This window comes from Rhizobium sp. Rhizsp42 (genome assembly GCF_047304155.1).
GTDB lineage: Bacteria > Pseudomonadota > Alphaproteobacteria > Rhizobiales > Rhizobiaceae > Rhizobium.
The window spans coordinates 1-24,794 of sequence record NZ_JBGLYS010000011.1; the positions used below are offsets into that span (position 1 = coordinate 1).

Here is a 24,794-nt window from a genome sequence, read left to right on the forward strand (position 1 = left end):
GGTTTCTCCGCATGATTCATGCTGAGAATGAGCGATCTTTCGATACCGCGCTACGCGGGATGGCCTACCCGCTTACAATCGAATGAGCGCAATTTGTTTCGAGTTGCCAGCAACCTGTAGTAAACCATCTCGCCGTGGATCAACGTGTGGGAGACTTAAGCCTGCTGACCTAGGATCCAGCCTTCCCACGTTTTGACATCATCTGCTTCCGGTACGCCTTCGCCCCGGCGGCCATCGACGACGTCGATCATGCCGAGCAGGCCGACCGTCGCGTCGAACCGGTCCTCACCGTCCTTGCCGTTTCCGAAGCCATCACTGATCAGGCTTTGGAGTTCGCGCCCATCGACGTGTGACCTGCTCTCCAGCCACCGCATCAGATGACTTGCCACGGACCGGCGTCCGTCTTGCTGTCGCTTACTCCAAACAGGGCGTCGAGGAATTCCAAGCTGGCCATAAGCGTCGCCGGGATAGGTCTCGGCGACAACAGTGGCGCCCGGCATCATCAGCTCATGGAGCGGCCCGTCGAACGGCCAAAGCGATAGCTCCTCCAAGTTCGGCAGGATAATCTCACGCCAGCCGGCCAAGGCGGCCTTGCCTACCTGATTGCCGCCGAGCGTCCAGAACAACATGCAGGCGTCGCCGCGATCGGACGTCGCCCGCTCGCAGCGGCGCAAAAGATCCTTACCGCTCAGCCCTAAAGCGTCGAAAAGGTGCTGCCGCTGCGTGCCCCCCGGCCGCATCGGATAGAATGGTCGGTCGATGGTGATCTGGTCGCGCTCTTCCGCGACGTCGAACCATCGCGCAAAGCGTGCGTCGCCAAACGACCGCAAAAAGGAACGGAAGTCAGGTGTCCCCAGAACTCTGCCGTAGGCGGCAGGAAGACCGATCGGGAAGTCGAAACCCATCAGCGCTGCGGCGTCTGCTCCTATCCACCGCCGCAGCCGATGTGTAAGGCTCTGCGTGTCGCCGACGGGTTCCGGCGCCGAAAGGGCCCACGTCTCGCCCTGCCGAACCGCCACGCACATCCATCGCTTCTTGGCTTCGATGCTCCAGTCGCAATGTGCGATAACCGTTACAGACATCCTGTCCTCCAGTCCTCGCTCAGGATTTACGAGTCAGCGACCAGGATGTCCATGACCGCCTGACCATCGAGCGCCTGGGCGTCGAAGAGCGCGCGCACCAGCCGGTCGAAGGCCCGCCGGTTCTCGGTGATGACCTCCGTCGCCCGTGCCTGAGCGAACTCGAGCCGGCGATGCACCCGCTCTGCCAGATCGGCGTCGCGGCTGAGGGTCGCGGTCGGATCTTTGTGTCCGAGATAGAGTAGCGGATGGCGGCCACCAAAACCGAGCGCCTGTTCCATGTCCAGCGCGACACGAGTCGCGCGCGCAAGATCACTTTCTTCCGCTCCGCCAGAGCCTGCCGATACGGTCTTGAGCACAATGAGTTCAGCCGCGCGGCCAGCCATCAGCATCGCCAGCAACCGCCCGTACCAATCTTCGGTATCCGGCGTGCTGGTCGCAAAGGTCACTGCATTGTGGCCGCCGTCCTTGGCGTCGATCGTCAGCCCCTTGATCGACCCGAGCCGCAGAGCGTGATGAACGACCGCATGACCGGACTCGTGGATGGCGAAGCGCCATCGGATATCATACGGGACCGGCGGGCGGTGACCGCGAATGCCCGCTTCGATGTCTGCATATGTGAGGCGGCGCTTTTCGCGGCGAGCTTTCAATCGCGCTTCGCGGACGATCCGTTCAATGTCGGCGCCAGTCAGGCCCATTGCTCGGGTTGCCAGACGTCGCAACGCCTGAAGCACTGGGTTATCATGCTCGGCCGTCTCTGGCGTGTCGATGTCGCGCTCGCCGTCATCCTCCAGGATGACCTCGATCTCGTCCATCGAGCCGCCAACTTTGGTGTTTCCCGTCATGGCTGACCTCCGATCTGGGTGTCCGACACGGTGACGGCATCGCGGTCGCTGCCCAGATGATGGGCGAGAATGCCGGCGAGCGTCGGAATATCCGGTCGCGGGATTTCGATATGTGTTTCCAGCCGTCCCGAGCGGCGGATCGCCTCGTCGATTTCGGTCGGCCGGTTCGTGGCGCCGACAACAATGACGCCTTCGGTCTTGATGGCGCCGTCGAGAAGCTCCAACAGCTTGTTCACGCATGCATTCCAATAGTCGGCGTAGGGTCGCGACGCCGAGGCGCGCTGGCCGATGCCGTCGATCTCGTCGATGAACAGGATGCACGGCGCTTGGCGCCGGGCCTCCGCAAAAGTACCAGCCATCCTGTCCAGCACATCATGCAGATACTCGCCCTGTAGCCATGTCGAGACAGAGGTGACGACCAGTGGCACCTGCAGCGTGTTACAAAGCACCCGTGCAAAAGTTGTCTTGCCGGTGCCCGGCGGTCCGGAGAGAAGCAGCTTGGTGCTCATCTGCGACCAGGCGAGGTCTCCCGTCTGATAATCCGCGAGATCGGCTTTCAGGCCGAGCGCCCAGTCTTTTGCTGCACCGTAGCCAGTTAGCATCTCAACCCGCAGGACAGGCGGTGCGATCGGCAAAGATGCATCCTCGACGGCCTCCGGCTGGATCACCTCGGCGCCGGTTGGCTTCTGTCGTGACCTGTCCTTGCGCTTGCCCTTGGACGACGTGGACGCCGATGAAGCGCGATCGCCGCTATTGCCGCCATCCTGCGACGTCTGGCCTCTGCGCTCGCTTGGATTCTGCGTGATGAGACGCCGCGAGGAGGCCGCCTTGTCTTCGGCGCTTCCATCCTTTTTGTCTTCGCTGTTCAGCGCTGCTAGTCCGGCGAGCGCATCAAGGCTCGACAGGATCGGACGGCCAGGGCGGATTGCAATAGCGAGATCGTCGAGCGTGAGCGCACTGGCATCGAGTTTCGCGATGCTGCTGTCAAAACGCATGACCGCATCACTGCCATAGGTGGCTTCCAGCAGATCGGTGATCAGCAGGCGATCGATCTCGGCGCCCGTCAGCCTGACATCGCAGGTGAGATCGATCTGATCGGGAACGTCAGTGTACGTCTCCGACACGGCGAGCACAGGCGTACCGTCCGCCAGAGCTCGCAGCAACTGTCCGCGCAGCGCTGCGCGGCTCGGACGGTTCGTCTCACCAGCCGGGACCTGCAGGAAGATGCGCCGGGTCTCGCTATCCACCCACTTCCAGAGATCGTCGGTGAAAGCAAAATCCGCCGCCACGCCGGTGTAAGGTCCGTACGGCACGATGCCGGTGTCTTCGATGAGCTGCGACAAGGCCCTCTCGAAGCCATCGGCGAGGACAGCTACGGAGAAGACGGGTGCGGGCTGCCGCAGGATCGCGACCAAATCGCGCAGTGTGACGCCGGATTGTTTCAACGCCGCTGCAAGCACTAGCAGGGTGGCCATATGTTTGACACTCGGCTTGTAGCCAGCCTCGGTAACAACACGGACCGCGTAGGGATGTGCGGCCGTGTTAGCAGCCTCAATGTTTGCCGGATGCCGCCTGAGGTGATCTGGCCACCCCGGCAGGGCCGGGACTAGAACGGGACGACCGTTTCCGTCCAGCGGCGCCTCGATCAGAAAGCCTGGGAGATGATCCCGCATCCACTGCCGGTCCTGCTTCAGGTCGCCAGTGAGATGGGAGGGATCGAAGGCGGGACTGAAGCGGCTGACGAGATGACCGTCGACGATGGCGGTCGTCATCGTCAGAAGACCGTTGCGGACCGCGAGACGCCGAACGGCCCGGCGTTCGACATGGGCGAGACGTCGAAGGAGGAAGGAAGCCCGTCGATCCATCAACGATCCTCCTCGATTGTGAGGTGAGCAGAAACAATTTCCGGCGGCACGCCCTGGCGAGCGGCCGTCCGATGACTGGCGCCGGCCCTCCTGTTGAGGCAGTTGAGAACCAGCCGGCAAGTGGGATCGCCGGATTCTGCCAGGTGGCGGAGCCGGTGGAGCAGCACAGGGGGAATGGCGCGCGTGTCCGAGGACCCCTGCCGGGCGAACGCAAGAGCGAGGCCGATAATCAGAGCTGGGTCGTCCTGCGGACGAGGAGCCACAAGAGGCCGATTGGATTTGGAAGCTCTCGCGCTGGTCCACTTCAGGCGGGGTGACGTCGATGATAATGGTTGAGTGGACATGATGTCTGCGGACATGCAGGGTCTCCTGGCCGTCCGGCTTCAGCGGACGGCGTCTTTTCAAGGATGATGGGAACGGCAAGAGGCCGCCGCGGCGTCACGCGCTGCAGCCATAGCCTCCTTCATGCAAAGGCGGGCTCGCCTCAGGCGTCGAGCAGCCGCCGGGCAAAGCCGACGCGGATGTGCTCAGGTGGCCAGAAGACCACGTCATCTGCCAGCGCCTCCGGATCATCGCGGCCGTCGTCGGCATCATCGAAGCTCGGCTCTTCACAGGAGCCGCAACGGCATCCGGCTCCATGATGCTTAGTGTCATCGGTGACGTCATCGCAGATCTTCACGCGGGGGATCGCCCGCAGCGTCCCGAAGCGACGCTGATGGAGCGACGTCGCGGAGCCGGCAGCACAGAGCGGTAGGGTCGCCGCCGGCGTCTCGGTGATACCGAGCGCCCGGCGCGCCTCGACCTCAAGAAGCTGCTGGACGCGGCGCCCGAAGCGAACACGCAGTTCCGCCATGCAGGCCGCGGCACCATCGATCTCAAGAAGATCGTCGATTTCGGAGAGCGCCCAGACGCCTGCCGCATGATCACTCGGACGGCTGGCGCCATCAATAATCGCAACACCGACGGTCTCCACCATCGTCCGCTTCTGGGTCTTGTAGAGCCAGTCCGGCAGCACCATCGCCGAGGCCAGCATCTTGAGCTTCAGCTCCTCTAGTCGACTGGTGTCACCATACGACGCGAGCGACCGTTTCAGATCTAGCACGAAGGCAGCGCGCTTGGCGCGGTTTACGACGATGAGGTCCGGTGTGTAGCTGCCCTTCGCTGGTGCTTCGCAGTCAAGTCGCACGCCTTCGAGCTGGCGCCAGTCATTGCCAGCCACCGCCTCGATCGCGGCCTTCACCAACGGCAGCTTGATCGACTGCATCAACACGACCAAATCGGGATTGACTTTGGCCAACCGCTCGACGGCCTGCTCCAGGAGCTTGCCTTCACGGAAGCTTACGGCACGGACCAGCGAGGCGACGGCGACATAGTGGCCGAGAATCTCGTCCTCGGCGGGCTCGCCGTCGGCGATTGCAGCGATGGCCTTGTCGATCAGAATGTCGAACTCAGCCTCGACATGCGCGTAGCGCACCAGATGCGGGTGGCGGCGCAGAACCGGCGGTTCAGCCTGAACAGCGAAGCGCTCACCGGAGTGGCGGGGCGATGCCGAGCCGGCGAGTGAAGAGACGGTGGAGGATGCCGCAGACGCGGCGCGGAGAACTTCCCCGGCAGGGGATGAAGAGTGTAGGTTGGTCAAAGCCCGATTCCTTTCAACAGAAGGCTGAGGGTCAGGCCCTTGTCGGTGTTCCACCACCGGCTTGGGCCGCTTGCTCATCTCTTGGAGCCACCCAGTCCTGACAGGACCCCGACCGGATCTCAAGGACCCGATCGGCAAAAAGAGAACAGATCCTGAACGCGGTTAACGGGGGGCTCACGTCCGAATTCTGTCCGCGCGCGATGGTAAACGACCGGTGAAGCGCGATCAGGTTGCGCTGAGCACGGCGCCAAACACACAGCCGGAATCAAGAAAGGGGCCCGAAAGCCCCTTTCTTATGTTCAGTCCGCCGACGCCTCGGTGGGTTTGCGCGTTAGCGCCTTCGGCTTCCTTAGTCCAGGCAGCCCTTCGGTCGAGCCGAAAGAAAGGACGTTGGAACCGGCGGTCTCAGATGCTCCACCCCTCCGGGTGAACATCGCCGGCGGTACGTAGTCCTCGAGCGTTTTATCCTTGTCCTCGGACGGATCGAGACTTGGCGCCTCAACCCGCACGACGCCACCCAGCGCCTCCAGCCCACTGCGCATCGCCTTGCCAGGTGAGTTCAAGGCAACGCTGGCCCCAAGCGGCCATTCAGGCTGCTTCGCTCTCGAGGTTGCCCAATCGAGGAGCGGCAGCACCGACTGGCTGAGCCACAGTTCGAGCTCCTTCGCCTCAGGCCAAGCCTCTCGATCGCCCACGTCGTCGAGCGTCTCGAACACTTTGTGCCATCGGCTTCCAGGGGCAAGCTCAGTCGCGGAGAGCTTTCGGACGTCGATGTCGCCTGGTGCGTCGAGAAGCAGCACGTTGCCCAGGCTGCGCTTGGCAATTCGTCCCAACGGCTCAAGCACGGGGACGAGTGCCTTCTTTTGAAGGCGCTTGCCCCGAGGTTTGCTTTGAAGAGTGTCCTCTACAGCCTTGGCAAGCATTGCCGCATTCTCAACGAAAGCGGCAACACCACTTTTCGTCTTGAGATCGATCAGTGCCCTCAGCCCAGAAAGACCCCCGATGTCAGCAAGCTCAGTGTTCGTGACCTCTTTGGACGATGGTTCAGCACCGTCCGCTAGCAAAGCTTTCACTTCGCTCACTCGAATGCCCTCATGCTCCTCGGCGTGAGCCAAGGCAGCTTCGATCTTTTCTTCCGGCGCGGACGCCAGATGAAAAAGAACCGTGGGGCTGACAGCCAGCTCGACCGCACGTGTGCGGTACGGAGCGAGGTTGCGCGCAACAGAGCGATAGTTGCGCGCGGTCTTCGAGGAAATGTCGCATCGCTGCGAGACCCATTTCTCGAAGGTGCCGGGCTCAACGAGTTCGGACGCCTGCTCCAGCAGGTCGCCCAGCTCGAACGCCTGCTCCGTGGAGCGGCGTCCCAAAGCCTGGATGTTGAAGGCTGTCGCTTCCAACGCTTTCTTGCTCTGCGCACCGATGTTGAGCGCGTCGTAGTCAAAGCGGCCGGATGCCGCTTCGTTAGTTTTCTTCGTCATGTCAAAGATCCTTGCATGTTGCAAAAGCATCAACTGCACCTGCGCAATTGATATGTAAATTATCCCTTGGATTTAAAAGTAACTCAAGGCATATCAAAAGTTGTATATCTATTTTTTACTTAAAAAATCAGAATATTGCGTCATTTCATACTTATTATAGTTTTATTTTGACGCATTCAAATTTTTATTACTTCGATTTTGCCAAAGCAACAAAGCACAACCTCAGGGCGCGCTACCTTGCGCGCCCGTGCATGTTTTCGAAAACCTGCCGACCTGGTAACACCAGGACAGTTCATAGAGGTGCCACGATGTCAAAAGCGGTCCTGACGACAAAAGTCGATCCGACCTACGACGATCTTCCGGAGCAGCGTTACCATTTCCCGCGAACCTATCTGCGTCAGATCGAAGCTACGCGGGGAGACTGGATCGTCTACTATGAGCCACGACGGCCGAGCGGCGATCTGATGAAAACGGGCGGCAAGCAGGCATATTTCGCGACAGGCAGGATCACCGATATCATCGTGGATCCGTCGAGGGCCGACCATTTCTATGCGCTGATTGACGACTTCCTGCCGTTCGACCACGCTGTGCCCTTCAAGGACGTCGACCACTACTACGAAAGCGGTCTGCGAAAGGAGGACGGCTCTACGAACAAGGGCGCCTTCGGGCGCGCTGTCCGCAACATCTCGGATGAAGGATACGACCTGATCCTCGCCGCTGGCTTCGCACATGTACTAGGCAAGTGGGATCGGGAACGCCCGGCGCCAGATCCGGTTGAGGAGGCGCGCCTCGGGCTGGGTGACAATCCACAGATGCCCTACGAGGTCGACAGCATCGACCGACGGATCGTCTCTCAGGTGGTGCAGCGACCCTTTCGCAACAGGGCGTTTTCCGTGGCGATCAAGGCAGCCTATCAGGACACCTGCGCTGTCACGGGGCTCAAGCTGATAAATGGCGGCGGGCGATCGGAGGTTCAGGCGGCACACATCCGGCCTGTAGCTGACCGCGGGCCGGATAGTGTTCGCAACGGCCTCGCACTCTCCGGCACCGTGCACTGGATGTTTGATCGCGGTCTGATTTCAGTCGATGACGATTACAGCCTACTGATAGCGAGCGGCGGCGTTCCTGATACCATCACGCGGCTCATCAACACCGAGCGGCGCCTGCTTGTGCCGTCACGCCCGGACGAGCGGCCACATTCGCAGTTTCTGCAATATCACCGCGAGAAGGTGTTTAAGGGGTGATGAACTGAAAATAATTTCCGCTGGAAAACGCTGTCCTTACTCCTCGCCGAAGAAGTCCTCGTCCAACCGCTTGAACTCGACCGTGCGATAGCTGCGGACGCCGACGCCGTGTTCGATCATCAAATCGGCCAGCTCTTGCCCGTCGATGAGGATCACCCGCTGCGACAGATGTTTGACGAAGTCGCGTGCCGGCTGGCTGAAAGTGGAGGTGGTGACAAAAACTCCCTTGGTGGCGCCGAGGCCGACGAGGCTTCCGACGAAGCCATTCACATCAGGGCGGCTGACGGCATTGCCAGGGGCGTAGCGCTTGGCCTGGACATAGATACGGTCGAGGCCGAGGCGATCTTCGTTGACGATGCCATCAACGCCACCGTCACCAGAGCGGCCAAGCTGAGCGGCGGCATCCTTGTGGCTCCCGCCATAGCCCATGGCAACCAGGAGATCGACGATAAGCTGCTCGAAGAAGGCAGGACTGTTAGAGAGGACGCGCTGGAGCAATTCATCGCGCAGGGCTGCCTGCATGGACGCATAAGCCGCATCGATCTGCTCTTCCGGCGTCGTTCGGGCAGAGGTGTCTTGGACGGGTTGGGCAGGAACGCCATTCTCTCCTGCTGCCGCGCCTTCGTTCCTGTAGAATTCGCGAAACTCAGGCTCCTGCATCAGAAGAGCAACGTCGATGCGTTCCGGGGACGTCGCCAGCAGCGCCTTGCCCTTTTCGGTCGCAACAAAACGACCGCGTGCGGGCGAGGCGATCAGCCCGGCCTTGCTCATATAGAACTTAGCCCAGTGGATGCGATTGTGCAGCAGGCGCTGGCGGCCGCTCGGCAGAAGCTCGTCCCGCTCGGCCTGGGTGAGGCGGAGATCGTCAGCGATGCGTTCCGAGACGTCCGCCACTCGGGCTTCTCTCTCCGCAGCGAAGCGGAGGACCGGCAGCATGAGGGTCTGGTAATCGGGGATCATTGGTTTAGCTCCGCGGGGGTAACTGAATCGCCAGTCAGGCGCTCCGCACCACATCCATGAGACGAGAGAAATCCGTGACCACATCATATTTTACTTTTTCAGCAGTCACTGAGCTTCCAACCTCCTCAAAAAACCGCCGGGCACATTCGATCTTTGTGCTCTCAGACTCGCGCAGCTTCAGAGATGACAAGGTGCCCTTCGTCTCAGCGACGAAGTATATGTGCCGAACCGAGCCATCCTTGAACGAGATGGCCCAGTCCGGATTGTAGTCACCCACAGGAGTCGGGATCGCAAAGCCCCTCGGAAGCTTCGCATAGACGACGATCTCGTTGCTGTTGTCCAACTGCTCGACGAACTTGCGCTCGGTGTCTGAATCCAGAAGCGCATAATCGTAGACGTGCTTCTTGAGTTTTTCGCTGGCCCTCGAAAAATCCTGGACGGTTTGGCTGGCAGTGAAGATGTCGGCGTCGTAACGTTCGGCGACGGCATCGTAAGTCAGACGCTCGATGACCATCGTCGCCTTCTGCTCGATGATCAGGCGGGACGCTTCGCTGATAAAGTGTTCCGGGTTCTGCTTAAACTGACCGAACACACTCGACTGGATCCCAGACAGGATCTCCGCGATGGTCTGCCGGGTAAGCTGGGTCGCTTCTGCGAGCTTTGCCAGCAAATCGTACTTGACGAGCGAGACAACGGTTTCGGCCTGGTACGTCTCCTGCTCGTTTTCGCGGAAGCTCTTGCCATCCCCGACGGCGTCATAGGTCAACCCGTCTCGTTGAATGCCCGCGGTGACCGTATACTGGAGCGGCGTCACCCGAAGATGGCTGTCGAGCGCGCTAATGCTCTTGCGGATCAGTTCCGCCGGCTCGAATTCAACCTTATAGACTGCCTTCTGGTTGATCCGGCTCCAGAGCTCCTGGAATTCCTTGCGGTGGAAGTTATCGTTGAGCGGGTTGCGCTTGGAGCGGCGGTCGTCCTGCATCTTTGGCAACTGCCGTTCATTAAAGACGCCGTCAATCAGCTCCACGATTTGGTCGGTGTAGGATTTCAAATCTTCCGGCAGCTCAGCCAGTGTGCCGGCTTCGCGAGCGCTCTGATACTTCGCGGTGATGTTCTTCTGTCGGTCAACGTATCCGTTCTGGACAAGATAAAACTCAATGCCTGCAGCCATATCGGGCGACACTTGGATCGACGTGCCGTTCGTCTCGATGATCTTGCCCTCGAAATACTCCTCGTTCGCCTGCCGCGGCCGGGCAGTCAGCGCTTCAACCATTTCCTTCTGAAGCGCATCCACAAAATTCCTGTAGCTCTCGCTGGCGACCACCGTTAGCACGTTGACGTCGTGAACAGTGACCGGATTGTCCATGCGATCGCCGTTCTGATCTACGCTCAGGCGCAGACCACGACCGACCTCCTGGCGCCGCGAGATCTGGTTCTCACTGTGCTTCAACATGCACATCACGAAGACGTTCGGGTTGTCCCAGCCTTCACGCAGCGCGGAGTGGGAGAAGATGAAGCGGGTCGGCTCTGCAAACGAGAGAAGCCGCTCCTTATCCTTCAGGATGAGGTCATAGGCATCAGGATCCTCCGACTGACCCTTATTGTCGCCGGTTCTGGCAACATCGGGATCTTTCAGGCGGTTGGTCTTCTTGTCGATCGAGAAGTAGCCGTTATGGGTTTTCGCAGGATCGATACCAGCCAGGTATTTGCGGTAGGCCTCGTTATCGATCGCAAGCTCGGAAAGATATTCGTCCTTGAGAAAGGCATATTCCTCCTCAAAAACGCGAGCATATTCACCACGCTCCTCGGCCTGGCTGTAATCTCTGTATTTTGCGACTTCGTCGATGAAGAAAAGGGACAGCACCTTGATCCCGCGAGAATGGAGCCGCTTCTCTTTTTCGAGATGTGCCTTGATCGTCTCACGGACCTGAATACGGCGAATATCTCGCTCGGAGACGTCGCCATTGGGCTCTCCCGCCTTGAGGACTACCCCGTTCGTGAATTCGACCGTTTCGTTCACCGCGTCGATCTGACTGACCGTAAAGTCTCGATACTGATCGAGCTCACCGGACAGAGCGAAGAGATCCTCCTTGAACTCCACGCGGCGAAGTTGGCGCTTGATTTCCCCCGATGCCTGTTTCAGTTCAAGCTCAATCCGGGCGACCGGAGCCTTTTTCGAGATTTCGATCCCTTCGAGATAAAGGTAGGCATTTGTCCCCACCAAACCGCGCGCCTGGATGCCGCGGACTGCGATCTTCTTCACCAGCTTCTGGTTATAGGCGTCGAGAGCGTCGAGGCGATGAATGCGATTGTGCTGCGTCTTGTGGGTGGCAGAATACCGCAGGATCATCAGCGGCTTGAACTTCGGAAGCGCTTCGGTGGTTGCAGCCCCCTCCATCTTCTGAGGCTCGTCGAGGATCAGGATCGGACGGTTCGATGCGATCACATCGATCGGCCTTCGCGACTGGAAGTCGTCCAGCTCGTCATAGATGCGGCGGTTATCAGCTCCGCGCGCATTGAACGCCTGGATGTTAATGATCATCACATTGATACCGGCGTCGGACGAGAAACTCTCCAGTTCATGCAAGCGCTTCGAGTTGTAGATGAAGAATCGCGCCTTCTTGCCATAGCCCTCGGTGAAGTGATCCGCGGTAATCTGCAGCGACTTAGCCACGCCTTCGCGGATGGCAATCGAGGGCACCATGATGATGAACTTCGACCAGCCATAGCGCTTGTTCATCTCAAAAATGGTTTTGATGTAGCAGTACGTCTTGCCCGTGCCGGTTTCCATCTCGACGTCGAGATGCACACGAGTCGCCACTACGGCATCCCTCCTGTAAGTGGTGGCAACGGCAACGCGCTCGCCACGTGTGTTGAACGTCGTGAAGTCGGTCAGTGACTGAGACAGCGGCAGGTTCTGGCGCCGCTGGACATTGCGGATGTTTTCGAAAATCTGAGCCTCGCTGATCGAGAAATCGGCATTCTTGAACCCTTCCTCGAATGCACTTGTCTGAGATTTCCGGCCAGGATCGATCCGGTAGCTCAACGCGTCGGATTTGACCTGGCCCTCGAAGCAATCGACGACGGCCTCGACGGCGTTGGTCTGATAAGGCTGGACCTTGAATTTGAGCTTCATCGGGCGTCAGCTTTCGTAAAATGTTTCGTAGCTCTCGTAGAGCTCTCGTAAAATGTTCGCGGTTTAGACTACCCAACAAGCGTCATCGTCAATCTTCGGTGGATCATGTGCAGCCTCTCGGAAATTATTTCCGACGCTCAGATCGACTTGACATCGGTGGTCGGGGAAAGCTGGCGGAAAATCTGCTCAACATTGATCTTGACCGCATCGGACACGAAGCCGTTGTCGCGGAAGACGACGCGCAGTGGCTCGCGCTTTGCCAGTTCCTTCACCAGGTCTTCGGTCACACCTTTGTCGAAGCAGGCGACGAGGGCGTTATCGTCCACAAAGAACACGCTCTTGCCCTGCACCGTCTCGCGGCGGATCGGTAGGGTCAGGTCAACGCCCCAATCGACCAGCACCTGGAACAACAGATCCTCAGCCGTGCGGTCTTCCTTGACGTTGTCGACCATATCCAGCAGGTCGCCCTGCTTCAGCTCGTCGGGACGGTAGTACACGTTCTTCAGGTTTGAGGTGTCAAGTTTTAACACTCGGAAGCCCATGACTTCGTCTCCCTCAGCATTGAATTCCTCAATAACTTTGGTTAGGCGAAGCCGTCCCATATCAAAGATAGTCCTCATCTTCGGCTCGTGGATCGGCAGAGGTTCAGCAATCTGAACACCAATAAAGCGCCGATTCCCGCCATCCATGCGGTTTTGCAGCAGGACTGCATGAGCTGTGGGCGCGCTGCCGGAGAAGAAATCCAATACGATAGCGTCCTCTTCGGGCTTAGTGGCCAGTTGAACGATGCGCTGAAGCAACTCCACGGGTTTCACCGAGTTCAAGACATTTTCGGTATGCTCGAAGGGAACGTATTTAAGAAGTGTTTTTTTCGCATCTTGCGTGTGACCGACGTCATTATAGAACCAGAGGGTTTGAGGTGTTCGCCCAGACGACACCTCAGAAAGGAATTTTTTCACTGCGGGGGAGTTTGTTCCATCTTTTCCCCACCAGATTCGATTATCTGCATCGAGCTCCAAGAATTTATCCTTGCTGATGCGCCAGTAGGTTCCAGTTGGCGGCCCGGAAATCACCCGGCCCGATGGTGTTGTAATGGCGTAGACGCCCGCGTCGTACGGGTTACGCGCGGTCATGTTCTCGGCCTTCCACGGCCCGCGAGGGTCGTTGTCCAAGTTCTTATAGCGCGCCTCCATCTCGTCTGTGCGAGGGAGAGGATTAGGGAGCCAAACATCCTTGTTTTTCGCGAATACCACAATGAAATCGTGATCTTCTGAAAACCACTTCGCGGAGTTCTTCGGCGCATAAACCTTCTGCCAGACAATCGTAGCAACAAAATTCGAGTCGCCAAAAATCTCGCTTCCCATCTTTCTCAGGCTATCGACCTCGTTATCGTCGATCGAGACAAAGACGACGCCGTCGTCTGCGAGAAGGTTCTTGGCCAAGCGCAATCTAGGATACAGCATGGAGAGCCAATCCGAATGAAAGCGACCGTTTGCCTCGGTATTGGCCACGAGCCGCCTACCCTCATCATCCGACTGACGAGACAGCTTCAGGTAATCGCCTGTGCCCCGCGAGTAGTCATCGTCGTAAATGAAATCTCTGCCGGTGTTATAGGGCGGGTCGATGTAGATCAATTTCACTCGGCCCAGAAGCGAATCTTGAAGTACCTTTAGAACCTCAAGGTTGTCGCCTTCGATAAGAAGGTTGTTGGACGCATCAAAGTCAATGCTCTGCTCTCGGACAGGCCGCAATGTCTTGGCAATTGGCACATTGGCGGCCAACACCGCTTCCCTCTTGCCCGGCCAGTCCAGCCGATACCGCTCCTGCGGCCCCTCCACGATACTGTCGCTCAATTCCTGACGAAGCTGATCGAAGTCCACAGCCAGACGGATATTACCGGTCACCTCATCACGCGCCTCGGTCACGCAACCGGGAAACAGGTCGCGGATCCGGGCGATGTTCTCCTGGGTCAGATCGGGGCTGTGCATCTTTAGCTTGTCCATGCTCTTCCTCTTATTCCGTGCTCGGTGCGCTGTCCGCACGCCCGCCTACCAGCCGCTCCAGCTCCTGCTTGGCGGTGCGCAGCTCCGCATTTATGGCGACACGTTTATTGAATTGTTTCTCGCGGGCCAAGCGCGTCTTGATCCGGTCGATCTCGCGCGTCTTCGCCTTCACCGCCTCAGCATGGGCGATCCTTGCTTCGAGCGACATCGGTTCGTCCGAAAACACCGGACCAAAGGGCACTTGCGGGTCTTCTGCGAGCCCCGCTGTAGGTCTGGAAAGCAGCTTGGCCGCCTGTTGTTCGACCAGTGGGCTGAGCAGCAGTTCATAGAGCGCGCCCATGTTCAGCGCCACCGGGAGCGGCACGCGCGGCGTCTCCTCTGGCCGCCATTCGCCCTCGAAGTAATCACCAAGGACCCATCTGGAGCTGTCCGCCTCGTTCGGCCGCTTGTAAGCCGCCGCGAATTTGATCCTGCCGTTATGGGTCAGCTCGAACAGCAAGGGGAAAGGGATGGCGCGATCAATCGCGCGCAGGGCGCCCAGATCGAGACTGCTCTCCCGCTGACTGACCCGAAAGACCTGGATCTCGCTGACGGACTTCGAGGCTGGCAGGTTGATAGTTTCTGGCGCCAGCTTGTGCGCCCAGACGATCTGGTCGACCTCGCGCACGAACAGATCTTTGAGCGCTGTGTCGGCGCCCGCGTGTTCATAGATCTTGCTCTTAGGGATCACACGCCCGAAGGATGTCGCCCGCGGCCAGTCGTAGAGCATCAGGCTTCCGCCTCTTCGACCCGCAGGAAGGCGATGAGTTCGAAATCATCAAGTCCCTGGATCGTATGCGTCAATGCGGTCGTGCGCCCGCCGTTGAACAGGCTATCGATGTCCTTCTCTTCCTTCACCTCGATCATCGACCTGATGGCTTGACTGAGCAGATCAGAATAGCGCCCCATCTGTCGCCCATCATCCGTCCGTTCATTGAACAGCCGGCAGACATCCGGGACCGGTTCCGACCGCCCCTTGCAGCTCGTGCGGATCAGATCGAGCAACCGTTTCACCTCCGTATGATCCGCAACGATCTCACCGTGGTCATCGATGTACACGAGGTAGAAGGGATGCAGGCGGTTCTGCTGGTTGATATTGACGCTGTCGTGAATGTTCTTCAGCGCGAAGATCATGCCAGGACGCAGCCCCAGTTCCGGGGCGGCCGGCACGACGGCATGCATGCCATAAGGCATGCTTTCGAGGTCGCCATGATCCTTGACGTAGTTCAGGAGGTCCATCCTGAAGTCGTTCAGCCCAAGATCTGTGATCGAGATGCCGGCCTTCACGTCCTCCAGCTCGATGACCTCGTCCTGCAACCGCTTCAGTTGCTCCTTGCGATAGGCGATATCGCTCGACTTCGCGGTCAGGACGTTGTCGTCGCCCGTCGCGGTCACATCGGCGATCACCATCCGGTTCTCGACGCGTTCCTTCAGGTTGATGTATTCGTCGAGTGTTATGTCCGGCCAGTAGTTGACGAGCTGGATCCGGTCGTTGGGCGAACCGATACGATCAATACGGCCAAACCGCTGGATGATCCGGACCGGGTTCCAATGGATGTCGTAGTTTACCAGGAAGTCGCAGTCCTGCAGGTTCTGGCCCTCGGAAATGCAGTCGGTACCGATCAGGATGTCCAACTCTGCCGTCTCGTCCGGCAGGACGACAGACTTTTCTTTCGAGCGTGGCGAGAAGAGGGTGAGGACGCTCTGGAAGTCGTAGGATTTCTTGAGGGTCGTCTTCGGCGAGCCGGAGCCTGTCACCTCCCCGACTTGAAGCCCTAGACCCTGCGCGACGGGAGCAAGGTTCTTGAAGAGATAATCGGCCGTATCGGCGAAAGCAGTGAACACGATGACCTTGCTGTTACCCGGATTCAAAGGTTCCGCAACTTTCTGCTTCAGCAGCCCAACCAGATGCTGCAGTTTGGCATCATCCGCAGGTGTCACCTTGTCCATCGAAGCAATCAGCGCATCGATCAAGGTTCGATCGGCCGAGAGGTCATGTTTCCAAGAAGGGAGGTCCATGTCGGCAAGACTGATCTGAACCTTCTTGCCAACGGTGAACTCATCGAGCCCTGAGAGGTCCTCATCCTCCGGATCTAAATCACTCATATCCTCGAGATGATCGGTGATACTGCCGCTACGCCCAGTCCGCTCATATTCCGCGATGGCGTCGACTGCCCGCGTGATATTGTCGCCCAGAGCTCGAAGCGTGAGGCGGAAGGCTTCAACCGAGCTTTCCAAGCGCTTCAGCAAGTTGGTGGTCATCAGGGCCTGAAGGCTTCTTTCACGATCGGCCTGCCGCAGCTTGCCTCGCCCGCCCTCAACCTGCGTGTCGTAGATTGCCTCGTACTTTGCCAAGCGGCTGGACAGAATGTAACTGATCGGCGCATAGACCGCGAGCTTCAACAGAGACAGTTGCTCAAAGATCTCGTTCAGGCCCATCACATCGGGACGCTCTGTAATCGGCCGATGGAATGAGAGAGGTTTGCGTCGCTCGGGGAATTTGCCGATGTCCTTGGTATCGTAGAAAGTCTCGATGTGCTTGCGCGACCTTGCGATCGTCACAGCGTCCAGCAGCTCGAAAAAATCGAAATCGAGGGTGCGCAGGATTGACGCCGCTGTCCGCTCATTGGGCGGCAGGGCGGACCATTCATTGAACGCCTTCTGTGCACGGCGAAAGATCTCTTCGATGCTGGTCTGGGACTTCAAGCTTCTGCTAAGCGCATCTGACTGCCCCTCATAGGCAAGGGCGAGCTGATTGCGTAGATCGTTGAATCGGTTGTTGACCGGCGTCGCGGACAGCATCAGAACCTTGGTCTTGACCCCGGCGCGGACGACCTTGTTCATCAGCTTCTGGTACCGCGTCTCCCGGTCCTTGTAGACGTCATTGTTCCGGAAGTTATGGGACTCGTCGATCACCACGAGATCGTAGTTACCCCAGTTCACCCGGTTCAGCGGAATGCCGAAGGATTCGCCCGATGTGCGCGACAGATCTGTGTGACAGAGGACGTCATAGTTGAAGCGGTCCTTGGCGAAGATGTTCGTGGTAAGATTGGTGTTGTAGTTTCGCCAGTTATCAGCCAGCTTTTTCGGGCAGAGCACCAGCACGGACTTGTTTCGGAGCTCGTAGTATTTGACGACAGCCAGTGCGGTGAAGGTTTTGCCCAGACCGACAGAGTCCGCCAATATGCAGCCGTTGTAGGTTTCGAGCTTGTTGATGATCCCAGTTGCGGCGTCTCGCTGGTAGTTGAACAGCTTGTTCCACACGATGGTGTCTCTATAGCCGGTGAGATCATTCGGTAGAACGTCTTCATCGATATCCTCCAGGAACTCCCGAAAGATGTTGTAAAGCATCAGGAAGTAGACGCGCTCAGGGGCGTTCTCCTGGTAGACAGACTCGATGTGGTCGCACACAGCGTCGGTCACATCCCGGAGCTTGTCCGCGTCGCTCCAGATCTGGTTGAATAGCTGGAGGTAAACACTGGCGTGGACAGGCTCATCCATACGCGTCACAAAGTTCGAGACAGCGTTCCCCTTCTGATAGCCGAGATCGACGGCCGTGAACCCGCTGATCGGCATGTAGGCGACTGCGGCGCCATTGCTTTCGACATGACCGAACGGCTGCATAGCGGCCGGGGTCGCGTTGGATTTGAACCGAGCCTTCTTTCGGATCCACGCGGCGCATTCCCGCGCCACCGCTCGTTGAGTCAGCTTGTTCCGGAGCTTAATCTCGAATTCGCTCCCGTAAAGACTGCTTTCGCGCCCAGCTTTTGGAATGAAGAACTCGCGTTTTTCTTTCCGCAGTTTATCGGTTGCTTCCGTGGGCACGAACGTCGGCGCCGTGAAAATAAACTGCAGGTTTTCTATCCTAGATAGCTCAGACTTCAGTGCCTCATAGGCATAGATCGAGAAGCACGACGCTGCGATCTTGACGCGGGAGCCTCGGCTAAGCGTTTCCTTCAGATCATCACCGAGGAGCTGGGAAGTGTTGTCGATAATTTTCATGTGTCAGCATTCTATTAGAATGGCGTATGCGATCAGCCAGAGCGCGTACAGTTTGCCGATGGCTACCTACTTCTTGTGTTCACAGTCACTATCATCCGTCCTGTGCGTCTGCTTCAACAAATCTTCGATCTGGATCGTGATGAGAACAGATTGATAGAGATTCCAAATGAATGACTTCAACAAAAGAGTCACGAACGCGAGCCACGACAAGAGCGCAGCCAACAGCGTTGACGTCAATGCGCAACCAATTGCTTCGCTGTATGCGCTCACTAAGTCCAACCCCCTTGGCAGGGGGGCTGAATCACCAGAAAGGATCTTGATAATCGCACACGCACCCAAGAAAATAATGTAGTGGATGAAAACCAATATAAAGTTGAAAAATATAAACTGAAGTTCCGATATGCGCGGGTTCTTGTAATCCGTTCTAGCAAGTATTATTAGAACATCTGGCTTAGATATGCTTGCAAAAATCGCAAATCCTGAGATCAGGAATCCAAGCATCGTAGATGTGAACGTAAATCCCGTATCTGCCACAGAATTTATTGCGTTCTGAAGCGCCGGAATTGAGGCGACTACCATGCCGGTAAATGCGTTTATGCCGAGCATTAGCACTGCAATGACAAAGACACCTACCGACGCAATCACGTTCCCTTTTGAGAACGCGACCACCCGCGCAATCTTATAGATTTGAAAGAGGCTTTTTTCCTGGTTCAGTCTCTGTTGCCAGGTCATCCTAGAAAAGCCCTACTAACTGCCTTATCTTCTCAATAGCATTGTTCATCCCAGGCGCGTTGATTTCCTGTTGGTCAACCTGTTCGATATATTTTTTGAATAAAAACTTCGCTTTCGCTACAGTTCCATTGGGAATCTCTCCGATGGGCACAGAAAGCTCGAAGGAGTCATTCGCGACCTTCAAAGAATTCCCAGCTTCGTCGACGCCGCGAAGAATCACCTCCTGATTTCCTGTTGCGGTGGCCTCTTCTACCGCAGCAAGGGAAGCCTCCTTGTCCAGGCCATCCTTATTCTCAGTGATGACTCTTGTGATGGTTGCATCAAGCCCTAGCCCCAGCTTCCTTACCCGCTCCAACGTATCAGAAGCATCGATTTCATCGTTTGGCGTGATTAACCGGAAATCAATCCGGCGCAGGGTTTCGTAACGCTTGACGAACTCTGCCAAGCTTCGCCGATCCGTCAAAGGGACAACTTCCAGCGTGGGAATGGGATGCAATTTCCGAAGAGCTACTTTTGTAATCGGTTCCTTGTTACGTTTTGACGCCTCAAATAGGTTATCAATCAGCTTGTTCCATTTGCTGCGGAGGAAAGCTAAGGCAGTCCCTCTGAACGCTACCAGATCTGGCGCGTAGGGCGTTTCTGGCATGTAGATCAATCGATGGTTATTCAGAATTAGAACAAAAAAGGCGGAAGGCGCAGACCTCATACTTTGTTCATCGTGAATTAGCCCATTACTTTCATCGAAGACCTGCACCCTTGTGAGCAGCGTGTTCTTAATGAACTGACCGACGACGGCAAGTATGGGTTCCTCGCCGCGCTTGGCCAAATTGACCAGCTTCACTTCATAGAAGTGGTACTGAGTCTCACCATATGATCTTATTAAGGTATCGTCCGTAAATGCCGGAAGTACGATCTGCTTTGCGTAGTCCAAGAGCACCTTGTCGCCAAACCTGCAAATGAAGTTTGCGAAGACGGCACTGTTCTGCTTCATAAATCTATTCTCCTACAAGCGTGGCATTTTTCCTTTGCTGGCATATCGAAGCACTGGTGCTCGTAAGTCACAATGGGTCTGGGCAGCATTTTTCCATTGGATCATGCTTTATCTACAACCATGCAGATACTTAGCTAGCTCTGCTTGCCGTGGACTGCGCCGGATCGCGTTTCCATCCTTGGCGCAAAGCTGCCGCTCGCCTTATCGCTGCGACACCGCAAGCCCTATGTTTTAAAGCCGGAAATTATTACCGCTAGTCGACCTCTGCCTCTTCGCTTGGCTCTTCAAAGTGGATTACGACCGAAGGTGCGTCCAGAAGGCCAACTAGCTTCACACCGTTCGCTGGACGCATAGTGGCGCAGTTCGCGGGATCGAAAATCAGCCGAACCTCGTCCTTCTGGCCGGTCTCCAGACCCGATACGAGCGCCAAGATGAAGTCGCTACCGCGTTGCTTTGCTCGCTCAAACTCATTGTTGGAAAGTTCGATCTGCGTTTGGGGTGCGCGCGCGGTCGCCTTCATCTCAACGAAGCGTTTCCAGTCGAATACCCCGTCGGCACCCACACCATGTCGCAGACGAAAATCCGTTAGGCGTTGGTCCGGGGATGTCTCCAGAGCTTGCTTGAGTATCTCCCACCCGCGTTGTTCCAGATCCGCATTCGTGTAGGCTGCAGGAGCAGATACCTTGCCGTTCGTTGCGGTTTCGCTGGGCTTGGGCGGATTCGATAGAAGGCCCCTACTTGGCCTCTTGCCTGTCTGCTTCGTGTCGTCCCTTTGCGTGCCAGGCTGGATGGTGGCACCAACGACGGGCCCCACCGATTGCTTTAGCGTTCTTGGCTCGACCTTCGTCTCGCGGCTTTTCGGCGGGGTGACCTTTATCTTGCTCTTCGGCGCAGCATTGATAGCTGCTGCCGTTTCAGCCATGGCGTCTGTGCGTCTCTCGTCGCTGGCAAGGCGAATGACCTCTGCGGCCGTGTCCCGGCTCTTGAGCCAGGCCAGCGCCCATTCTCCGCCGATACGACGGCGCACATCCAGCGGGAAAAAAGAGGCTATTGCACGCCCCCCAAACTCACGGTCGCCTATGTCGTCATCCCGCATGTACACCCTACGGGAGGCACTATCGACGTACGCGCGCAGACCGACAACGATCCCAGCAGGAGGCAGATATTCGGCCTTAGCCCGAACAGGGATTGCACCGTCCGACACATACAGCGGGATCGCTTTGAGCGTATCCCAACTTATGCTGATGCGATCACGTAGCGCCGGTTCACTGCGCGCCAACTCCGATGACAAATGGTCGACGGCGTGCCCGTATCGCAAGCGCAGTTGTTCGCCGCGCTCTTCTTCCTCCGGCATATCCTGCTCGACGCTAAGTGTAAGCGCTATGGCCTCCACACCGATAGTCTGGCAAAGACCCGGAAAATCCTGAACGTCGCAAGGGGGCGTCCAGCAGTTCAAGGATGGAAGTTTTGCCACCAGTTCTTGCCGAAGCTCCGCGTTCTCGATCCAGAACACCGGCCGCGTGGCCACCCATTTGTCTGCGCAGTACAATGGAAGTTGGCGTAGCTTGTCGCGGTGACGGCGCTCTGCCGACCCCACGATCTGTTCCATATAGCGGTACACATCCATGAGAACGGCGTCGGTGGTCTGGCTGTATTCTTCAGCAGCGAGTTCGCGGCAACACTGGATGCAATCGTCCAGGGTTGGCTCCGTCACACCTAGAACGACCCAGAGACTGGCGCAGCCTGGGCCTCCCGGCACAAAAAGCCGGCGGTCATGGAAGATGTCGACGCCCCGCATGACCTCATCGGGACGTTTCCAGGTTCCATTGCTCACATAGACAAGTCCTGCGCCTGCAAGGAACCGGCGTCTGAGTTCCTGTACGCTCATTTCCCCGACGAGGGCGTTATATGCCGCTACGCGAGGACATCTTTTAGAGATGGTGCGATAGAGCTGGAGTATCTGAAGATCATCGACAGGGCCAGCTTGGTCGCGGATTTCTTCGAGCTTTTCGACCAGATCGCCCACCCGCACGTCCACGATCAACCTGAGCGCGGCGGCGCAGTCCGCGGACACATCGTCCAGAGCGACGTCACAGGCAAACACTTGGTAGAGCGCCTGTGTCTCCGGCGTTTTTAGTACGGCTACATCCGGAGCGACCAGTTCCCCACGCCCGACAGCTACCCATTCGTTTTCACGAAGGTCATTCAGCCATGCGGCAGTCACCTCACCGCGGCTGTGAATATACTTGATGGCTACATGCTCAGCCGGAACGCGCTGTCTCGGTGCGTACAGGCGATCCCAGTTTCTGGAGAGCGTCCGAAGAAGAGCGGGGCTTCGTTGCCGGGCATCCCGCTTGCTGAGCTTTCTTAGAGCTTTCAGGACGCTGCTGAGAGCAGGTGATAGGTAATCATACTTCACCTGTTCGGCGCTCCGGGCGCGTAACTCCGCATACCGCGCGCCTCCACCCCAGCGTACCCGCTCGTCCGTCTGCACCACTCGTGGTGAGGTCTCCGCTCCCAGCAGTGTAAGAAAGCGTCTAGGTCCGCGAGATATCGACCCGTCTTCGCGCTTGCGTTTTGCCCACCGCCCAGCACCTGTTCTGAGCACGTCTTCGTACTTCGCAGCGATCCACTGTATTCCCGGTGTGGTTCCGGCAGCATCTGGCCAGGTGGAGTTCTCACCATCGAGGGTCTTGGAAAGATAGGCATCCGCCAAGGCCACTTTTTGTCGTGCTGGCTTTCCCCCTTTGTAAACCAGTCCGTCGACGAGAAGAATGCCGCCGACCAGTGGCCCCAGCCGTTCAGCTCTCCTGTCGGACACGCCATCGAAACTCTCACGAAGTTCGCGCAACTCCTCGTCTGTGATCTCGATGCGCTTGCCAGCGAAATGCTCAGCAAATGCCGCAAGCTCGATCTCAGGCTCCAGATGGCTTGTGAAGGCAGCATTCTCGGAAAGCCAGGCAATTACCTCCTTGCCGTCTTGGCTGTGGCCGAAAGCCGGGTGTAAGCGATCCAAAAGCCGCCAACGCATCGCAAAGGGTGAGGGTGCGGCGTCATAGACTAGCGGCTTCTGGGACTCGTCCGCTTCTCTGCAACTGACGATACGCAAATCATCTGTGAGCAAGAACGGCGTATCGAACAGCTCGTCATAAGGATGGTTTTGCACCAGGCGCGAAGCCACTGCAACATACCATTCTGGGGCCTTACCGGAGAAATGACCGCTCTCAAGAGCCTCGAGCAACATGCCCGCGTCTATCAGAGGCGATACGCTGAGAGCATTGAGGACTTCTCGCCAGCGGTCCATATCGTCGCGGTGCTCCGTTGGAAGCGCCGTGCATTCTGGCTCAAGTTGCTCTAAGTCCGGTCCGCCCAAGACATTGGTGAAGTACTCCTCTTCGTAGACTACTCGCTCTAGGGGCACTGCCATCCCGTGGATGGTGATGGAGGCATGCGTAGCCAACCAATCTCGGGTTCCAGAAAACGCGCCGGCAAATCGTCCAGAAAGCCAGCGGTCTTCGGACTTTCCGACCGTTTCAGATTCAAGAGGCACCAAGCTCCAGCCTTTTATCGCGCTTGTTCTCAGTTGCTCGGCAGCAATTGTGGCTAGTACCTCCCCGACCCGGTCGATGAGCCAGTTATTCCACGGATTTTCGATGATGGCTTCGCGTGAAGTGCTCGGATCGAATTGTGCGTCGATCGAGAAGGGTACTGACAATGGCACCTGTGAGCGAAAGCCTATGAACAGTCCTGACACACTGTCGCCTTTCGCGATGGCGACGGAAATGTCCGTGAAATCACTTCGCGCCTTGTGCGCAGGGTGCAGGTGAGCTGGTACAGCTACCGTGGCACGCCAAACTGTCCAGCTATCAGCCGGACCATTCACCTGCCTGCGCACCAAATGATCGATCGACGGGTGAGAGACCGTGTACTGCACCGGTTCCCAAGCCGAGAACGCAAGGGTGCGCTCCTCTATCGATTGCCCATCAAGCGTGCACCATCGAAACCGGCACACCGACGAAAGGAAAAGAAGGCTATCTGCATCCCAGGCTTCGAACCATTCCTTGAGTTTATCTTCATCGAAGCTCGCATTGAGGTCCGCGACCAGCATCGTGTCGCGAGCTGGATCATAGAAACCGGGAATGGCGTTCTCTGGACCTATTCGATCAAAGCGCAGTTGATCGCCCGAGAAATGATACGGTGCTGAATGGATTGAGACAGCATCGGCGATCCGCTTGAGGGTTTTCATCCCAATGCCGAACCGGCCCCGTTGATCCACCCGCTCGGTTTTGGTTGTGAGATACGGCAGCGCCATACCTAATACGTTGTGGCATGTCACGGGCTGGCCGTTGTGAACGATCAGCAACTGCCTCTTATCGGCCCTCTCGCGGAGGGCAAATCGCACTTCCGTGGCCCGTACGTCATCGGCGTTTTGTATGACTTCGACAATGCCCTGGAACTGCTCGACAGCAAGATCCTCGGCTCCCGCCGCCGCGCGATCGATCATGCGTTTGATGAGGCCCCGCGAACTTCGCAGGATCGCCACTGATGTATCGATCATCGCGTGCGCAAATTCTGGCGTCCGTGGATCGATCAGTGCCCTCGCGTCCGGGTCATCGTCCCATAATAGCCGCGCCGCTTCTGCACCCAGCACAGCGTCCGCTACATAATTATCGACTGACAAGCGCACCTCCCTGTCGGATTAAACTTACGACAATACAACCCAAATACACGAGGGCGCGGCACGTTGAACGTGAGGCTGCGAACATTCTTAAGCGTCCTAG

14 protein-coding genes are annotated in these 24,794 nt (G+C 57.6%); 1 reads left to right on the forward strand and 13 read right to left on the reverse strand.

All coding sequences use genetic code 11. The annotated features are described in order from the left end of the window. Window positions 1-155: 155 nt before the first annotated feature. From ACCD05_RS12740 to ACCD05_RS12760, 5 genes are all read right to left on the reverse strand, one after another. Entirely contained in the window at window positions 156-905 is a 750-nt protein-coding gene (locus ACCD05_RS12740; protein ID WP_413393090.1) for a DUF429 domain-containing protein, read from the reverse strand. A 203-nt stretch (window positions 906-1,108) separates the two neighbouring features. Next, window positions 1,109-1,894, reverse strand: a complete 786-nt coding sequence (locus tag ACCD05_RS12745) for an ATP-dependent Zn protease (protein ID WP_413393091.1) — start codon at window positions 1,892-1,894, stop codon at window positions 1,109-1,111. A gap of 26 nt (window positions 1,895-1,920) precedes the next feature. Continuing rightward, window positions 1,921-3,789, reverse strand: a complete 1,869-nt coding sequence (locus ACCD05_RS12750) for an AAA family ATPase (RefSeq protein WP_413393093.1) — start codon at window positions 3,787-3,789, stop codon at window positions 1,921-1,923. Window positions 3,790-4,273: 484 nt separating this feature from the next. Next, a complete protein-coding gene (locus tag ACCD05_RS12755; RefSeq protein WP_413393095.1) occupies window positions 4,274-5,428 on the reverse strand; it encodes a hypothetical protein in 1,155 nt (384 codons plus the stop codon). Window positions 5,429-5,727: 299 nt separating this feature from the next. After that, window positions 5,728-6,906, reverse strand: coding sequence for a hypothetical protein (locus tag ACCD05_RS12760; RefSeq protein WP_413393098.1), 1,179 nt, complete (start codon window positions 6,904-6,906; stop codon window positions 5,728-5,730). 308 nt (window positions 6,907-7,214) lie between these two features. Here ACCD05_RS12760 and ACCD05_RS12765 point away from each other — a divergent pair, with 308 nt between their 5' ends. Further along, on the forward strand, window positions 7,215-8,150 hold the full coding sequence (locus ACCD05_RS12765; protein ID WP_413393100.1) for an HNH endonuclease: 936 nt from the start codon (window positions 7,215-7,217) through the stop codon (window positions 8,148-8,150). Window positions 8,151-8,186: 36 nt separating this feature from the next. Here ACCD05_RS12765 and ACCD05_RS12770 read toward each other — a convergent pair whose 3' ends face one another. From ACCD05_RS12770 to ACCD05_RS12805, 8 genes are all read right to left on the reverse strand, one after another. Beyond that, on the reverse strand, window positions 8,187-9,110 hold the full coding sequence (locus ACCD05_RS12770) for a restriction endonuclease (RefSeq protein WP_413393102.1): 924 nt from the start codon (window positions 9,108-9,110) through the stop codon (window positions 8,187-8,189). Between the two features lie 34 nt (window positions 9,111-9,144). Further along, window positions 9,145-12,246: a type III restriction-modification system endonuclease gene (locus ACCD05_RS12775; protein ID WP_413393104.1), complete on the reverse strand. Its 3,102-nt coding sequence runs from the start codon at window positions 12,244-12,246 to the stop codon at window positions 9,145-9,147. A 137-nt stretch (window positions 12,247-12,383) separates the two neighbouring features. Continuing rightward, window positions 12,384-14,249 carry a site-specific DNA-methyltransferase gene (locus ACCD05_RS12780; protein ID WP_413393106.1) on the reverse strand — a complete coding sequence of 622 codons (1,866 nt, stop codon included), beginning with the start codon at window positions 14,247-14,249 and terminating at the stop codon, window positions 12,384-12,386. Window positions 14,250-14,259: 10 nt separating this feature from the next. Then, window positions 14,260-15,018 carry a DUF4391 domain-containing protein gene (locus ACCD05_RS12785; protein WP_413393108.1) on the reverse strand — a complete coding sequence of 253 codons (759 nt, stop codon included), beginning with the start codon at window positions 15,016-15,018 and terminating at the stop codon, window positions 14,260-14,262. Beyond that, the gene (locus ACCD05_RS12790) at window positions 15,018-18,290 is read right to left on the reverse strand and encodes a helicase-related protein (protein ID WP_413393110.1); all 3,273 of its coding nucleotides are present in this window, start codon (window positions 18,288-18,290) and stop codon (window positions 15,018-15,020) included. The genes ACCD05_RS12785 and ACCD05_RS12790 overlap by 1 nt, the downstream gene beginning before the upstream one ends. Before the next feature lie 66 nt (window positions 18,291-18,356). Beyond that, complete coding sequence (locus ACCD05_RS12795; protein ID WP_413393112.1) at window positions 18,357-19,022, reverse strand: hypothetical protein; 666 nt, start codon at window positions 19,020-19,022, stop codon at window positions 18,357-18,359. Between the two features lies 1 nt (window position 19,023). Beyond that, window positions 19,024-20,013, reverse strand: coding sequence for a hypothetical protein (locus ACCD05_RS12800; RefSeq protein WP_413393114.1), 990 nt, complete (start codon window positions 20,011-20,013; stop codon window positions 19,024-19,026). Between the two features lie 253 nt (window positions 20,014-20,266). Then, on the reverse strand, window positions 20,267-24,694 hold the full coding sequence (locus tag ACCD05_RS12805; protein ID WP_413393116.1) for a sacsin N-terminal ATP-binding-like domain-containing protein: 4,428 nt from the start codon (window positions 24,692-24,694) through the stop codon (window positions 20,267-20,269). Window positions 24,695-24,794 lie beyond the last annotated feature (100 nt).

Excerpts from the sequence above, each read along its gene's own strand:
- ACCD05_RS12740 (WP_413393090.1), bottom strand. The coding sequence starts at position 905 with ATGGGTTTCGACTTCCCGATCGGTCTTCCTGCCGCCTACGGCAGAGTT.
- ACCD05_RS12745 (WP_413393091.1), bottom strand. The coding sequence starts at position 1,894 with ATGGACGAGATCGAGGTCATCCTGGAGGATGACGGCGAGCGCGACATC.
- ACCD05_RS12750 (WP_413393093.1), bottom strand. The coding sequence starts at position 3,789 with ATGGATCGACGGGCTTCCTTCCTCCTTCGACGTCTCGCCCATGTCGAA.
- ACCD05_RS12760 (WP_413393098.1), bottom strand. The coding sequence starts at position 6,906 with ATGACGAAGAAAACTAACGAAGCGGCATCCGGCCGCTTTGACTACGAC.
- ACCD05_RS12765 (WP_413393100.1), top strand. The coding sequence starts at position 7,215 with ATGTCAAAAGCGGTCCTGACGACAAAAGTCGATCCGACCTACGACGAT.
- ACCD05_RS12770 (WP_413393102.1), bottom strand. The coding sequence starts at position 9,110 with ATGATCCCCGATTACCAGACCCTCATGCTGCCGGTCCTCCGCTTCGCT.
- ACCD05_RS12775 (WP_413393104.1), bottom strand. The coding sequence starts at position 12,246 with ATGAAGCTCAAATTCAAGGTCCAGCCTTATCAGACCAACGCCGTCGAG.
- ACCD05_RS12780 (WP_413393106.1), bottom strand. The coding sequence starts at position 14,249 with ATGGACAAGCTAAAGATGCACAGCCCCGATCTGACCCAGGAGAACATC.
- ACCD05_RS12785 (WP_413393108.1), bottom strand. The coding sequence starts at position 15,018 with ATGCTCTACGACTGGCCGCGGGCGACATCCTTCGGGCGTGTGATCCCT.
- ACCD05_RS12790 (WP_413393110.1), bottom strand. The coding sequence starts at position 18,290 with ATGAAAATTATCGACAACACTTCCCAGCTCCTCGGTGATGATCTGAAG.
- ACCD05_RS12795 (WP_413393112.1), bottom strand. The coding sequence starts at position 19,022 with ATGACCTGGCAACAGAGACTGAACCAGGAAAAAAGCCTCTTTCAAATC.
- ACCD05_RS12800 (WP_413393114.1), bottom strand. The coding sequence starts at position 20,013 with ATGAAGCAGAACAGTGCCGTCTTCGCAAACTTCATTTGCAGGTTTGGC.